The organism is Salmonella sp. SAL04202 (genome assembly GCF_046550775.1).
In the GTDB taxonomy this organism is placed as follows: domain Bacteria; phylum Pseudomonadota; class Gammaproteobacteria; order Enterobacterales; family Enterobacteriaceae; genus Salmonella; species Salmonella enterica.
The window spans coordinates 193,387-205,667 of sequence record NZ_JBGDXK010000003.1 but is presented as its reverse complement, the minus strand read 5'-3'; the positions used below and the strand labels follow the sequence as shown (position 1 = coordinate 205,667).

Below are 12,281 nucleotides of genomic sequence, written 5' to 3'. Positions count from 1 at the left end.
AGCATTCCATGTCTGCTTTTACCCCGGCAAGTGAAGTCTTGCTGCGCCACAGTGATGATTTCGAACAAAGCCGTATTCTTTTTGCCGGAGATTTGCAGGATGACCTGCCCGCGCGCTTTGAATGCGCCGCCAGCCGCGCGTATACGCAACAGTTTCACCACTGGCAGGCGTTAAGCCGCCAGATGGGCGATAACGTCCGTTTTAGCCTGGTCGCGCAAGCCAGCGATGTCGCTGACTGCGATACGCTGATCTACTACTGGCCGAAAAATAAACCCGAAGCGCAGTTCCAGTTGATGAATATTTTGTCGCTGATGCCGGTGGGCAGCGATGTTTTCGTCGTGGGAGAAAACCGCAGCGGCGTGCGTAGCGCCGAACCGATGCTGGCGGACTATGCGCCGCTGAACAAAGTAGATAGCGCGCGACGTTGCGGCCTTTACCATGGTCGTCTGGAAAAGCAGCCGCAGTTTAGTCTTGAATCCTGGTGGGCCGAGTACAATATCGACGGGCTGACCATCAAAACGTTGCCGGGCGTATTCAGCCGCGACGGACTGGATGTTGGTAGCCAACTGCTGCTGTCTACGCTGACGCCGCACACCAAAGGTAAAGTGCTGGATGTCGGCTGCGGCGCTGGCGTGCTTTCCGCCGCGCTGGCCAGCCATTCGCCGAAAGTGCGCCTGACGCTGTGTGACGTCAGCGCGCCGGCGGTGGAAGCCAGCCGCGCCACGCTTGCCGCTAATGGTCTTGAAGGCGAGGTATTCGCCAGCAACGTCTTTTCGGAAGTCAAAGGACGTTTTGACATGATCATCTCCAACCCGCCGTTCCACGACGGAATGCAAACCAGCCTTGATGCGGCGCAAACGCTCATTCGCGGCGCAGTGCGCCATCTGAACAGCGGCGGAGAGTTACGCATCGTGGCGAACGCCTTTCTGCCCTATCCTAAGATTCTGGATGAGACTTTTGGCTTCCATGAAGTCATCGCGCAAACCGGGCGCTTTAAGGTTTATCGTACCGTGATGACCCGTCAGGCGAAGAAATAGTTGGCCTGATAAGCGCAGCGCCATCTGGTTGCATGTGCCGGATGGCGACGCCAGGCGTCTTATCCAACCTACGTCTCGCGCCCATTTTTGCAGCAATCAATCTGTCCCATGCAATTAACTGTTGACGAATAGCTGAAAACCACTAGAATGCGCCTCCGTGGTAGTGATTCTTTTCAAGAATCGATGGTATGCGAAGGTGGCGGAATTGGTAGACGCGCTAGCTTCAGGTGTTAGTGTCCTTACGGACGTGGGGGTTCAAGTCCCCCCCCTCGCACCAATTATCTTATCCTTCCTTTGTCTCTTCATTTTCATCCCTGATTCCAGTTCATCATTGCCAACATCATGCCGCCAATAAGCGCTATACACGATGGCAGCAGTACAAAATGCCGTAATTGTTTGTGATACAACATCAGCGCAGACAGTAGCAATCCTGATACAATCAACAGCTTCAGCGCATAAGCTGACAGGCCGATAAACGCCAGTCCAACGATAATCACTCCAGGCAATAACACGCCCCATCCGCTGCCTAACGTCCGCTGCAACATGGTTTCACCTCTGGAATTGATAATGATAACCAATATCATATGATATATTTTCTCATTTGTCAGCCAGGGAGAAAGCTAAAGAGATGAGTTTTACTTAACGGTTGATGACACGTATTCAGTAAGGTGATAAATTGTCCGACTGTTAACGTAAAAACAACAACACCTCGCTTTAGGCGACCTTTTCTCATACGTTATTTTCATGTTGGCGCCCGATTCCGTGTATATCACCGATAAATAACGACAATTACCCATGACAACACCATCCTGGCGGTCGCTTCGTATTAAGAAGTATCAGTTTTCTTTACGTCTTTTCTTGTTTCTCAACGCCGTGTCGGCGCTATTTACTCTCGTTTTCCCCCTTTATCAGATCAATGTATTTTGCACGCCAATGATCGGGATAGTGGTCCTGAGCGTATTACTGTTGATATGGCATGGGAAATATGGACAAAAAAGAATTAATCTCCCCTTTATCTCCCTACTCTTTGGGGGAATATGGGCGGCGCATATTGCGCTAAAGTATCCGGCGTTAGGCCATTATGATTTCTCTTTTTTACTGATCTCCCTGCTTAGCGTTCTGTTTATCGGCTCGATAGCCTTTGCCGCGAATATCGTCGCGTTTACGCTCTATTCGCTACCGCCAGTCGTAGTCTGCCTGTGGCTGAACGGTAATGAACAAGGTTTGCGAATTCTCTATTTGCTGGCCCTGCCAATGGTGGGAATCGCTATTCAACATGTTATCCAGAAACGCTACGATAATTTTGCCCAACAGCTCATGTTTAAGCTGCTGGCCGAGCGGGAAACTCTCAATGGCCTGAGTATGCTTGATCCATTAACCGGCTTATATAACCGCCGTGGCCTGCAAAATCGGCTGGATACGTTACAGGCGCCGGGCAGCCATGAACACTACGTCCTGCTATTGGATATCGATCATTTCAAAGCGTACAACGATCACTACGGTCATATGATGGGCGATCAGGCGTTAATCCGCGTCTCAGCGGCAATTCGGGACGCCGTGCGATCGCGCGATGTCGTCTGCCGTTTTGGCGGGGAAGAATTTCTGGTGTTGCTGACCACCGCCGAACCACAGCAAGCCCGCGCTACCGCAGAACGTATCCGACAGGAAGTATACGATCTTAAAATCCCGCATATGTTTAACGAAAGCGTCGCCACCAATGTCACTGTCAGTATCGGCATTGCGCCCCTGACGGATCGCAATATCGGAGACGCTATCGAAAAAGCGGATAAAGCGCTCTACGAAGCCAAGCATCTTGGACGTAACCACATTCTGGTCAGCGACGACATGCGCGCCCTATGAATCCTGCTGACGTAATCGTGCTACGCCAACAGCGTTAACCATAAACCGCTTGCCATCGTTTATCGCTATCGATAGGATTAGCAATCATTATCATTTAGATTAACATCATTAAACTGCGCTATGGCCTACCGTTCCGCACCGATTGCTGACGATATTATCTGGCGAGCTGCTCCCCAGCCGGAAGACGCCTCGCTGGCGGACGCAGTACGCGAGACGATCGCCTCTACCCGTAAGCACCTGTTGGACTTCATCCGGCTGGATGAAACGCCGCCGCCAACGGCGATGACTCTTGCCCAGTGGACGCGCCCCGCGGCGTTTCGTTCATTGCTGGCCGCCTATTCCGATCACATCTATCGGCACACGCCAGGCCTGCCACGTGAAAATAAGCCGTTACTCTCCCTGTGGGCGCAATGGTATATCGGGCTGATGACGCCGCCGCTGATGCTGGCATTACTGACGCAAGCGCGCGCTATCAATGTCTCGGCAGAACATATTCACGTTGAATTTCATGAAACCGGGCGCGCCGCGTGTTTCTGGCTTGATGTGCATCAGGATAACCTGGCAACGGGGCGTTCCCCGGAAGAACGAATGGAAACGCTGATAGTCTCCGCACTACAGCCGGTCATTCAGGCGCTGGAGGCGACTGGCGACATCAACGCGAAACTTATCTGGAGCAATACCGGTTATTTAATTAACTGGTATCTGACTGAGATGAAACCGCTGCTTGGCGAAGCCCTGCTGGCAACGCTACGCCAGCGCTGTTTTTTTGAAAAGCAGCTATCCGACGGTCAGGATAACCCGCTGTGGCGGACCGTCGTAATGCGCGACGGTCTTCTGGTACGCAGAACCTGCTGCCAACGTTACCGCTTACCTGACGTACAGCAGTGCGGCGACTGCACGCTAAAGTAAACTGCGTTACGTTGCCTTCAGTTATCGTCACGGCTTACTGCTGCTGGCCTGTCACATTATTATATTTACAGCGGCGCTCTCCGTATGCCAAATTACGTTTTGCCATTTTTGGGTCTACCGTGGCTATTGGTAAGGTCTCAGGAGAGAAGAATGAGTCTGCAATCTGTACGGCAATTTCTGGCCGATCATGCTCCCGATATTGAAATTATCGAATTAAATCAAAGTACAGCGACTGTCGAGCTGGCAGCCAAAGCACACAACGTAGAGCCAGGGCAGATAGCTAAGACGCTCTCGCTTAAAGTAAAAGACACCATTATCCTGGTGGTCGCGAAAGGCGATGCCCGCCTGGATAATAAGAAGCTTAAAACCACTTTCGGCGCAAAAGCCCGTATGTTGAGCAGCGATGAAGTGGTCAATGCAACCGGACATCCTGTCGGCGGCGTATGTCCTTTCGGGCTGGAGCACCCGCTGCCCGTTTATTGCGACATCTCTCTGAAGGGGTATAACGAAGTATTGCCTGCCGCAGGCGCCACGCACAGCGCGGTACGCATCACGCCGGAAAGAATGGCAGAACTGACATCGGCGACCTGGGTAGACGTGTGCCAATAACGTGCCTGACACCCGGATTCCCCGAACAAGCACGGCGCATCCGGCGCGGGCTATACCCGATGCTGGAGCGCGGTAGCATCTCCGGCGCGCAGATATAACAGAATATCCGCCGCATCGAGTAACCCGGCATCAGAACTCACGCCCAGCTTGGACATCACATTAAACTTATGCGCCCGGATAGTCTTAATGTTACGTTCTAACTGGACGGCAATTTGCGGCATTGAGTAGCCGTTCGACATGAAACGCAGAATCTCCCGCTCGGTTGGACTAAGCATACAATTCTGGTGAAGCTCCCAAAGGTTGTCTGTACGCTCCGTTGTCCGTCGGGCGCTATTAAGCGATGTAAATAAGGCATCCTGTAAAACATCCAACGGCGACGCTTTGCTGATGACCCCATCCAGCGGCAGCGGGGATAATGCGCTGATTAAGCGGGCTTCAGCATCATCATCGGCAATCACCAGACGCCGCATATGGGGATAATTTATCGCCAGTTCCGTCAGGCTGGATAATCCTGTCCGGCGTTCAGTTCTTAACGCAGAAAGAGAAAAAATAACGGCAGAAAACGGCGTCTTTAGCGCAGCCTTATAAAACGCGGATGGTTTTGAAAAAATATGAAGCGTATGTCGGCAATCCGGCATTGCATCAAATAGCCCTTTAATACCAATGGTGCTCATCACGCATTTTTCTACGAGCGCAACATTTCTCTTGCTGATTCTGTTTTCCATTCCATGGTTTCTCCATATACCGAAGGTAGGTTCAATTCTCTGGCTCCCTGAGAACTGTTTATCCATGCATACATCTCTGCATTACTGTGTATTGATAAGCGTCGCATGGCGCTATTTTTTTGGGCGCTAATTGTTTTATTACTTTTTTTAAGTAACGCCGCAATTTGGTTAATGCCCCACCCTTTTCCTAAAAGGCGTAATACTTTTCGTTCAGACAGCGTAAGGACAATCGGCCTGTCGTGGGCCTGCTGAATTTCAGACGGTACCTGAGGCGATAATAACGTTTTACTTATTCTTTCTGAGCGAGCGTTTCCCGCATGGATAACGCTAATAAGATTCTCGATTGGCTCTTCGTCTGAAAGCAAGGTGCTGACGGGGCCCATCAGGAGATCAACCGCATGTGGATAGCAGGATTTAGGAACCAGAAATACCCAATGTATGTCGCGATATTGCGAGATTAAGCTATAAAAATATTCGCAGATAGCGCGGGAAGAGGCATTGTTAACTGCTAAATCAGCAATAACTAAATTACTCCGGCGTAGCTGTAGCAGCGTTAGCTCTTCTATCGTACGACAATACGCCAGTTTATAATCGGGGAAATTACCTGTTATAGCCCCTTTAAGGCCTTCCTGTATAAGAGGGGTTTTACTGATAATAAGTCCATTTTTGCAGCATCCTGGCAGCATAATTCCTCCGCACCCACGCCGCCCCTTTTCATTGCCCCATTAATAAAAACACTATTAACAATGATCGCAAAGAAATATAAGCCGAGTGGATTAATTATCCTTGTTTTATTTTTAAATATCTAACATTGATTGCGCTACAATCCACATAGCACAAAAACATGAAATCACTATCGCATAGTTACTCATAAAACCAGAAGCAAGACAATTAAATTAACTAAATTTGCACATTAGCAATTCTAACGAAAACTCATCATATTAATAAATTTAAAATATGAGTTCGCCCTTCATACATATTGCTAAGTCCTAAAACAAAAGCCCAGCAATACTGTCCACCATCCATAAAACCCATGTAATATCTACGAATTACACTAAGTCATGCCTATTTTTACGCCCGCTGCTCACGCCATTGTGGTTAAACCATTAATGCATATTGTTGATAAAATTCACCACATCATTGATTCAAAAATGAGCGGCCAGGCTGGCATAATGCCTCTATTCTGGAAACGGACATACAAGAACCGTCGCCCATAAGGATATCCTGCCTGTGACGAAGCGCACGTCTCAGGAAGCTTATGCGTTGCGTCTGGCGGTTGACGTTTTTATCAACAAGAAATTGATCTTAACCAACGCCATCATGCCTGCGCTTCGTGTTAAAAAGAAAGCCTCTGTCATAGTGGCGGCGCATAGAATGTCTTTTCGGACAGGACGAGTCATGCAAGAAGAGCAATCAATTCAACGAGCAGTAACACGGTTATGTATTCAATGCGGGCTGCTTTTATTGCAGCACGGGGCGGAAAGCGCACTGGTTGATGAGCTTTCCACCCGCCTCGGTTTGGCGCTCGGTATGGATAGCGTCGAAAGCGCGATCTCCTCTAACGCCATTGTCCTGACGACCATTAAAGACGGACAATGTCTGACATCGACACGTAAAAACCAGGATCGCGGCATTAATATGCACGTCGTCACGGAGGTTCAGCATATCGTTATCCTCGCGGAACATCGTCTGCTGGATTACAAAGGCGTGGAAAAACGCTTTAGCCAGCTCCGCCCGCTGCGTTATCCGCGCTGGCTGGTGGCGTTTATGGTCGGTCTTTCCTGCTCCTGCTTTTGTAAGCTGAATAATGGCGGCTGGGATGGCGCGGTTATCACCTTTTTCGCCAGTATGATAGCCATGTATATCCGCCAGATGCTGGCGCAGCGGCATTTACATCCGCAGATCAATTTTTGCATTACCGCCTTTGTCGCTACCACGATTTCCGGGCTGATGCTCACCCTTCCCGCCTTTAGCCAGACGCCCACTATCGCCATGGCGGCGAGCGTACTGCTACTGGTGCCGGGCTTTCCGCTGATTAATTCCGTCGCAGATATGTTTAAAGGACATATTAATACCGGGCTGGCGCGCTGGGCTATCGCCAGCCTGTTGACACTGGCCACCTGTGTGGGCGTAGTGATGTCAATGACAATATGGGGGCTACGAGGATGGGTATAATCGACTTTTTACTGGCGCTAATGCAGGACATGATCTTGTCTGCGATCCCCGCCGTCGGGTTTGCGATGGTCTTTAATGTTCCCCACCGGGCGCTTCCGTGGTGCGCGCTACTGGGGGCGCTGGGTCATGGCTCGCGTATGCTGATGATGAGCGCTGGTTTTAATATCGAATGGTCGACGTTTATGGCTTCGCTGCTGGTCGGCAGTATTGGTATTCAGTGGTCACGCTGGTATCTCGCTCACCCTAAAGTGTTTACCGTCGCGGCCGTGATCCCGATGTTTCCGGGGATTTCCGCCTATACCGCGATGATTTCCGCAGTAAAAATTAGCCATCTGGGCTATAGCGAACCGATGATGATTACGCTGCTGACCAATTTTCTGAAAGCCTCTTCCATTGTTGGCGCGCTCTCAATTGGCCTCTCTGTACCGGGATTATGGCTGTACCGCAAACGCCCCCGCGTGTGATCGGTGGAACGCCTCCTGCTGTTCTTACAGGTCTGTGTGGTACTATAAAAACAGTCGCCCTTCTCGGTTGTTGTTCCATATTGAGAAACATTATGTCTTCCAGAATTTTAACGTCGAACGTCATCGGTATTGACGCCCTTTTACACGATCATCATGCTGTGCTGGCGAAGTCAACGGGCGGCGCAGTGGCGGTATTCGCTAATAATGCGCCTGCCTTTTATGCCGTGACGCCTGCACGCATGGCTGAACTGCTGGCGCTTGAAGAAAAGTTATCGCGTCCGGGAAGCGATGTGGCGTTAGACGCGCAATTTTACGAAGAACCCGAAGCCGCCCCCGTTGCGATTCCCTGCGGAAAATTCGCCATGTATCCCGCCTGGCAACCGGATGCGGATTTTCAGCGTCAGGCTGCCCTTTGGGGCGTGGCGCTTCGGGAGCCGGTCACCGCAGAAGAGCTGGCGGCGTTTATCGCCTACTGGCAGGCGGAAGGTAAGGTTTTTCACCATATCCAGTGGCAGCAAAAGCTGGCGCGCAGCGTGCAAATCAGCCGTTCCAGCAATGGCGGAATGCCGCAGCGCGACATCAATAGCGTCAGCGAACCTGACAATCATATTCCACCAGGTTTTAGGGGGTAACGATGAAAAATGTTGGCGACCTGATGCAGCGTCTACAAAAAATGATGCCTGCGCATATTACGCCGGCGTTTAAAACGGGCGAAGAATTGCTGGCGTGGCAGAAAGAGCAAGGCGAGATCCGGGCGGCAGCGCTGGCGCGGGAAAACCGGGCGATGAAAATGCAGCGCACCTTTAACCGTTCCGGCATTCGACCGCTGCATCAGAACTGTTCGTTTGATAACTATCGGGTTGAGTGCGACGGACAAATGAACGCGTTAAGCAAAGCCCGACAGTACGTTGATGAGTTTGACGGCAATATCGCCAGCTTTGTCTTTTCCGGCAAGCCTGGAACCGGTAAAAACCATCTCGCCGCGGCTATTTGTAACGAGCTGCTGCTGCGCGGAAAGTCGGTACTGATTATCACCGTAGCGGATATTATGTCAGCGATGAAAGACACGTTCAGCAATCGGGAAACCAGCGAAGAGCAGTTGCTTAACGATCTGAGTAACGTTGATCTGTTGGTGATCGACGAGATCGGCGTGCAGACCGAATCCCGCTATGAAAAAGTGATCATCAATCAAATTGTCGATCGTCGTTCCTCGTCAAAACGTCCCACCGGCATGTTGACGAACAGCAATATGGAAGAGATGACGAAAATGCTTGGCGAACGCGTCATGGACCGTATGCGTCTCGGCAACAGTTTATGGGTTAATTTTACCTGGGACAGTTACCGCAGCCGGGTGACGGGTAAAGAGTATTAAATTGCAACGTGGCCAGGGCGATACGACGCCTGGCTGGCATAACACAGGTGATTACCATGAATACAGTGAAACATGTTCTGTGCTGCGCGGCGATCGCCAGCATACTGATTTCCACCAGCGGTATCGCCGCCAGTCAGTTAAGCGCTCAGGGCGCGAACGCACAGCAGGGCGGGATGTCGCTTTCTGCGCTAACCGGTCTGCTCAGCAGAGGTGCCCAGTCGCTCAGCGCCGATAATATGAATAATGCCGCCGGTATTTTGCAGTACTGCGCAAAACAGAAACTGGCGTCCGCTACCAACGTGGAAAACGTTAAAAATCAGATTCTGAACAAGTTGGGGTTGGATACCACACAGCAGGAACAGGACACTAACTACCTGAACGGCCTGCAAGGGTTGCTCAAGACGAAGGACGGCCAGCAGTTGAACCTCAATAATATCGGCAGTACGCCGCTGGCGGAAAAGGTGAAAACCAAAGCTTGCGATCTGGTGTTGCAGCAAGGGCTGAATTTCCTCTCCTGACTGCGCTTTTCTGACCATGCGCCACGCCGGGACGCCCTGTTAAAAGCCGTGTTTTGGCCTTTTACCCGCCAACACGGCATTAACCCGACTTTTCTCTTCGTCTTTTCCTGTTATTAACCGCTATGTCAGGAAGTGATGCCGATCAAAAAACCAACTTTCTAAACTCATTCTAAATAACAGCGCCGTGTAAAGTCATTAGAATTGCAGCAATGTGACATCGCTATTACATTGTTAGAAATTTTTTCCTGCCAGCGATAAGCCTGGTTTATTGAGGATCGTCAGTTGTCCGAGTTGCTCTCTGTCGCTCTGTTTCTCGCCTCTGTGCTGATATATGCCTGGAAGGCGGGTCGTAACACCTGGTGGTTTGCCGCCACTCTCACGGTGCTGGGACTTTTTGTCATTCTGAATATTACCCTGTATGCCAGCGACTATTTTACCGGCGACGGGATCAACGACGCAGTGCTTTATACGCTCACGAATAGTCTGACGGGAGCGGGAGTCGGCAAATATATTCTGCCGGGAATCGGCATTGCCCTGGCGTTAGTGGCGGTATTCGGCGCGCTGGGATGGGTACTACGCCGCCGCCGTCATCATCCTCATCATGTCGGTTACAGCCTGCTGGCGTTACTGCTGGCGTTGGGTTCGGTCGACGCCAGCCCGGCGTTTCGCCAGATTACCGAACTGGTAAAATCACAAATGCGCGATGGCGATCCGGATTTTGCCGTTTATTATAAAGAACCAGCAAAAACCATTCCTAATCCGAAGCTCAATCTGGTCTATATCTACGGCGAGAGCCTGGAACGGACCTATTTTGATAATGACGCGTTCCCCAATCTCACGCCAGAGTTGGGCGCGCTGAAAAATGAAGGGCTGGATTTCAGCCATACCATGCAACTGCCGGGAACGGATTACACCATCGCCGGGATGGTGGCTTCCCAGTGTGGTATTCCGCTGTTTGCGCCGTTTGAGGGCAATGCCTCAGCGTCGGTTTCCAGCTTCTTCCCGCAGAATATCTGCCTCGGCGATATTCTGAAAAACTCCGGCTACCAGAACTATTTCGTGCAGGGCGCTAACCTGCGTTTTGCCGGGAAAGACGTGTTCCTGAAATCACATGGATTTGATCATCTGTACGGCGCTGAAGAGCTAAAAACGGTGGTGGCGGACCCGTCTTATCGTAACGACTGGGGCTTCTACGACGATACGGTGCTCGATGAGGCATGGAAGAAATTTGAAGCGCTTTCCCGCTCAGGCCAGCGGTTTTCGCTGTTTACGCTGACCGTAGATACTCACCATCCGGACGGGTTTATCTCACGCACCTGCAACCGTAAACGCTACGATTACGACGGCAAGCCCAACCAGTCCTTTAGCGCCGTAAGTTGCAGCCAGGAAAACATCGCCGAGTTTATCAACAAAATCAAAGCGTCACCGTGGTTTAAAGATACCGTTATCGTCGTCTCTTCCGACCATCTGGCGATGAATAATACGGCCTGGAAGTACCTGAATAAGCAAGATCGCAACAATCTGTTTTTCATTCTGCGCGGCGATAAACCGCAGCAGGAGACGCTGGCGGTCAAACGCAACACGATGGACAACGGCGCAACGGTGCTGGATATTCTCGGCGGCGATAATTTTATCGGTCTGGGACGTAGCAGCCTTTCCGGGCAGTCGCTGTCGGAAGTATTCCTGAATGTAAAAGAGAAAGTGCTGGCGATGAAGCCGGATATTATTCGCCTGTGGAATTTTCCGAAAGAGATAAAAGATTTTACCGTCGATCGGGACAAAAACATGATCGCTTTTTCCGGGAGCCACTTCCGCCTGCCGTTACTACTGCGCGTATCGGATAAGCGCGTCGAGCCGTTACCGGAAAGTGAATACTCCGCTCCGCTACGGTTCCAGTTGGCCGACTTCGCCCCGCGCGATAATTTCGTTTGGGTCGATCGCTGCTACAAAATGGCGCAGCTATGGGCGCCGGCGCTGGCGCTCTCCACCGACTGGTGCGTCTCGCAGGGGCAGCTTGGCGGGCAGCAAACCGTACAGCATGTCGATAAAGCGCAGTGGCAGGGTAAGACGGCGTTTAAAGACACGATGATCGATATGGAACGCTACAAAGGCAATGTTGATACCTTAAAGATTGTCGATAACGATATTCGTTATAAAGCCGATAGCTTTATCTTTAACGTGGCGGGCGCCCCGGAGGAGGTGAAGCAGTTTAGCGGCATTTCCCGGCCGGAGTCCTGGGGGCGCTGGTCAAATGCGCAGTTGGGCGATGAGGTTAAAATCGAATATAAAGCGCCGCTGCCGAAAAAGTTTGATCTGGTGATCACCGCCAAAGCCTTCGGCGACAACGCGAATCGGCCGATCCCGGTACGCGTAGGCAACGAAGAACAGACGCTGGTGCTGGGTCACGATGTGTCCACTATCACGCTGCATTTCAACAACCCGACGGATGCGAATACCCTAGTCATTGCGCCGCCCGCTCCCGTCTCCACCAACGAAGGTAATATTTTGGGCCATTCGCCGCGCAAATTGGGGATTGGCATGGTGGAGATCAAAGTGGTGAATGTTGAGGGTTAAAAGAGAAGGTCATATATGCCGGGTGGCGGCTGCGCCTT

At 51.2% G+C, this 12,281-nt stretch carries 13 protein-coding genes and 1 tRNA gene; 11 read left to right on the top strand and 3 right to left on the bottom strand.

Going from position 1 to position 12,281, the window contains the following annotated elements; translation table 11 throughout:
• Positions 1 to 8: 8 nt before the first annotated feature.
• Positions 9 to 1,037 carry a 16S rRNA (guanine(1207)-N(2))-methyltransferase RsmC gene (gene rsmC / locus ACLJQJ_RS14775; RefSeq protein WP_001272293.1) on the top strand — a complete coding sequence of 343 codons (1,029 nt, stop codon included), beginning with the start codon at positions 9 to 11 and terminating at the stop codon, positions 1,035 to 1,037.
• A gap of 190 nt (positions 1,038 to 1,227) precedes the next feature.
• Positions 1,228 to 1,314: transfer RNA gene (locus ACLJQJ_RS14770), tRNA-Leu, on the top strand.
• A gap of 31 nt (positions 1,315 to 1,345) precedes the next feature.
• On the opposite strand, the gene ACLJQJ_RS14765 is transcribed toward ACLJQJ_RS14770, so the two are convergent.
• Complete coding sequence (locus ACLJQJ_RS14765) at positions 1,346 to 1,582, bottom strand: DUF1435 domain-containing protein (protein WP_000941878.1); 237 nt, start codon at positions 1,580 to 1,582, stop codon at positions 1,346 to 1,348.
• A gap of 250 nt (positions 1,583 to 1,832) precedes the next feature.
• Between ACLJQJ_RS14765 and ACLJQJ_RS14760 the strand changes: the two genes are divergently transcribed.
• The 3 genes from ACLJQJ_RS14760 to ACLJQJ_RS14750 all read left to right on the top strand — a co-directional run bounded on the left by ACLJQJ_RS14760 (position 1,833) and on the right by ACLJQJ_RS14750 (position 4,415).
• Complete coding sequence (locus ACLJQJ_RS14760) at positions 1,833 to 2,897, top strand: GGDEF domain-containing protein (RefSeq protein ID WP_024156547.1); 1,065 nt, start codon at positions 1,833 to 1,835, stop codon at positions 2,895 to 2,897.
• A 120-nt stretch (positions 2,898 to 3,017) separates the two neighbouring features.
• On the top strand, positions 3,018 to 3,806 hold the full coding sequence (gene fhuF / locus ACLJQJ_RS14755; protein WP_063809587.1) for a siderophore-iron reductase FhuF: 789 nt from the start codon (positions 3,018 to 3,020) through the stop codon (positions 3,804 to 3,806).
• Between the two features lie 150 nt (positions 3,807 to 3,956).
• On the top strand, positions 3,957 to 4,415 hold the full coding sequence (locus ACLJQJ_RS14750; RefSeq protein WP_000058276.1) for a YbaK/EbsC family protein: 459 nt from the start codon (positions 3,957 to 3,959) through the stop codon (positions 4,413 to 4,415).
• Between the two features lie 50 nt (positions 4,416 to 4,465).
• Here ACLJQJ_RS14750 and bglJ read toward each other — a convergent pair whose 3' ends face one another.
• Both bglJ and ACLJQJ_RS14740 read right to left on the bottom strand, forming a co-directional pair.
• On the bottom strand, positions 4,466 to 5,140 hold the full coding sequence (bglJ, locus tag ACLJQJ_RS14745; RefSeq protein ID WP_000431546.1) for a DNA-binding transcriptional activator BglJ: 675 nt from the start codon (positions 5,138 to 5,140) through the stop codon (positions 4,466 to 4,468).
• A complete protein-coding gene (locus tag ACLJQJ_RS14740) occupies positions 5,101 to 5,826 on the bottom strand; it encodes a response regulator transcription factor (RefSeq protein ID WP_000936665.1) in 726 nt (241 codons plus the stop codon). Before ACLJQJ_RS14740 ends, bglJ begins: the two co-directional genes overlap by 40 nt.
• Before the next feature lie 712 nt (positions 5,827 to 6,538).
• Between ACLJQJ_RS14740 and ACLJQJ_RS14735 the strand changes: the two genes are divergently transcribed.
• From ACLJQJ_RS14735 to opgB, 6 genes are all read left to right on the top strand, one after another.
• Positions 6,539 to 7,315 (top strand): threonine/serine exporter ThrE family protein, encoded by a 777-nt coding sequence (locus ACLJQJ_RS14735; RefSeq protein WP_001747536.1) that lies wholly within the window; start codon positions 6,539 to 6,541, stop codon positions 7,313 to 7,315.
• Entirely contained in the window at positions 7,306 to 7,779 is a 474-nt protein-coding gene (locus ACLJQJ_RS14730; RefSeq protein WP_000511329.1) for a threonine/serine exporter, read from the top strand. Before ACLJQJ_RS14735 ends, ACLJQJ_RS14730 begins: the two co-directional genes overlap by 10 nt.
• 92 nt (positions 7,780 to 7,871) lie before the next feature.
• Positions 7,872 to 8,411 (top strand): primosomal protein DnaT, encoded by a 540-nt coding sequence (gene dnaT, locus ACLJQJ_RS14725; protein ID WP_000098581.1) that lies wholly within the window; start codon positions 7,872 to 7,874, stop codon positions 8,409 to 8,411.
• A gap of 2 nt (positions 8,412 to 8,413) precedes the next feature.
• Complete coding sequence (dnaC, locus tag ACLJQJ_RS14720; protein ID WP_000799924.1) at positions 8,414 to 9,151, top strand: DNA replication protein DnaC; 738 nt, start codon at positions 8,414 to 8,416, stop codon at positions 9,149 to 9,151.
• 56 nt (positions 9,152 to 9,207) lie between these two features.
• Positions 9,208 to 9,669, top strand: coding sequence for a DUF2501 domain-containing protein (locus tag ACLJQJ_RS14715; RefSeq protein ID WP_001098858.1), 462 nt, complete (start codon positions 9,208 to 9,210; stop codon positions 9,667 to 9,669).
• A gap of 282 nt (positions 9,670 to 9,951) precedes the next feature.
• Positions 9,952 to 12,243, top strand: coding sequence for a phosphatidylglycerol--membrane-oligosaccharide glycerophosphotransferase (gene opgB, locus ACLJQJ_RS14710; RefSeq protein ID WP_023138455.1), 2,292 nt, complete (start codon positions 9,952 to 9,954; stop codon positions 12,241 to 12,243).
• Positions 12,244 to 12,281: the final 38 nt, after the last annotated feature.

What these genes read in the sequence shown, in the direction of transcription:
- rsmC (WP_001272293.1), top strand. Translation starts at nt 9, where the DNA reads ATGTCTGCTTTTACCCCGGCAAGTGAAGTCTTGCTGCGCCACAGTGAT.
- ACLJQJ_RS14765 (WP_000941878.1), bottom strand. Translation starts at nt 1,582, where the DNA reads ATGTTGCAGCGGACGTTAGGCAGCGGATGGGGCGTGTTATTGCCTGGA.
- ACLJQJ_RS14760 (WP_024156547.1), top strand. Translation starts at nt 1,833, where the DNA reads ATGACAACACCATCCTGGCGGTCGCTTCGTATTAAGAAGTATCAGTTT.
- fhuF (WP_063809587.1), top strand. Translation starts at nt 3,018, where the DNA reads ATGGCCTACCGTTCCGCACCGATTGCTGACGATATTATCTGGCGAGCT.
- ACLJQJ_RS14750 (WP_000058276.1), top strand. Translation starts at nt 3,957, where the DNA reads ATGAGTCTGCAATCTGTACGGCAATTTCTGGCCGATCATGCTCCCGAT.
- bglJ (WP_000431546.1), bottom strand. Translation starts at nt 5,140, where the DNA reads ATGGAAAACAGAATCAGCAAGAGAAATGTTGCGCTCGTAGAAAAATGC.
- ACLJQJ_RS14740 (WP_000936665.1), bottom strand. Translation starts at nt 5,826, where the DNA reads ATGCTGCCAGGATGCTGCAAAAATGGACTTATTATCAGTAAAACCCCT.
- ACLJQJ_RS14735 (WP_001747536.1), top strand. Translation starts at nt 6,539, where the DNA reads ATGCAAGAAGAGCAATCAATTCAACGAGCAGTAACACGGTTATGTATT.
- ACLJQJ_RS14730 (WP_000511329.1), top strand. Translation starts at nt 7,306, where the DNA reads ATGGGTATAATCGACTTTTTACTGGCGCTAATGCAGGACATGATCTTG.
- dnaT (WP_000098581.1), top strand. Translation starts at nt 7,872, where the DNA reads ATGTCTTCCAGAATTTTAACGTCGAACGTCATCGGTATTGACGCCCTT.
- dnaC (WP_000799924.1), top strand. Translation starts at nt 8,414, where the DNA reads ATGAAAAATGTTGGCGACCTGATGCAGCGTCTACAAAAAATGATGCCT.
- ACLJQJ_RS14715 (WP_001098858.1), top strand. Translation starts at nt 9,208, where the DNA reads ATGAATACAGTGAAACATGTTCTGTGCTGCGCGGCGATCGCCAGCATA.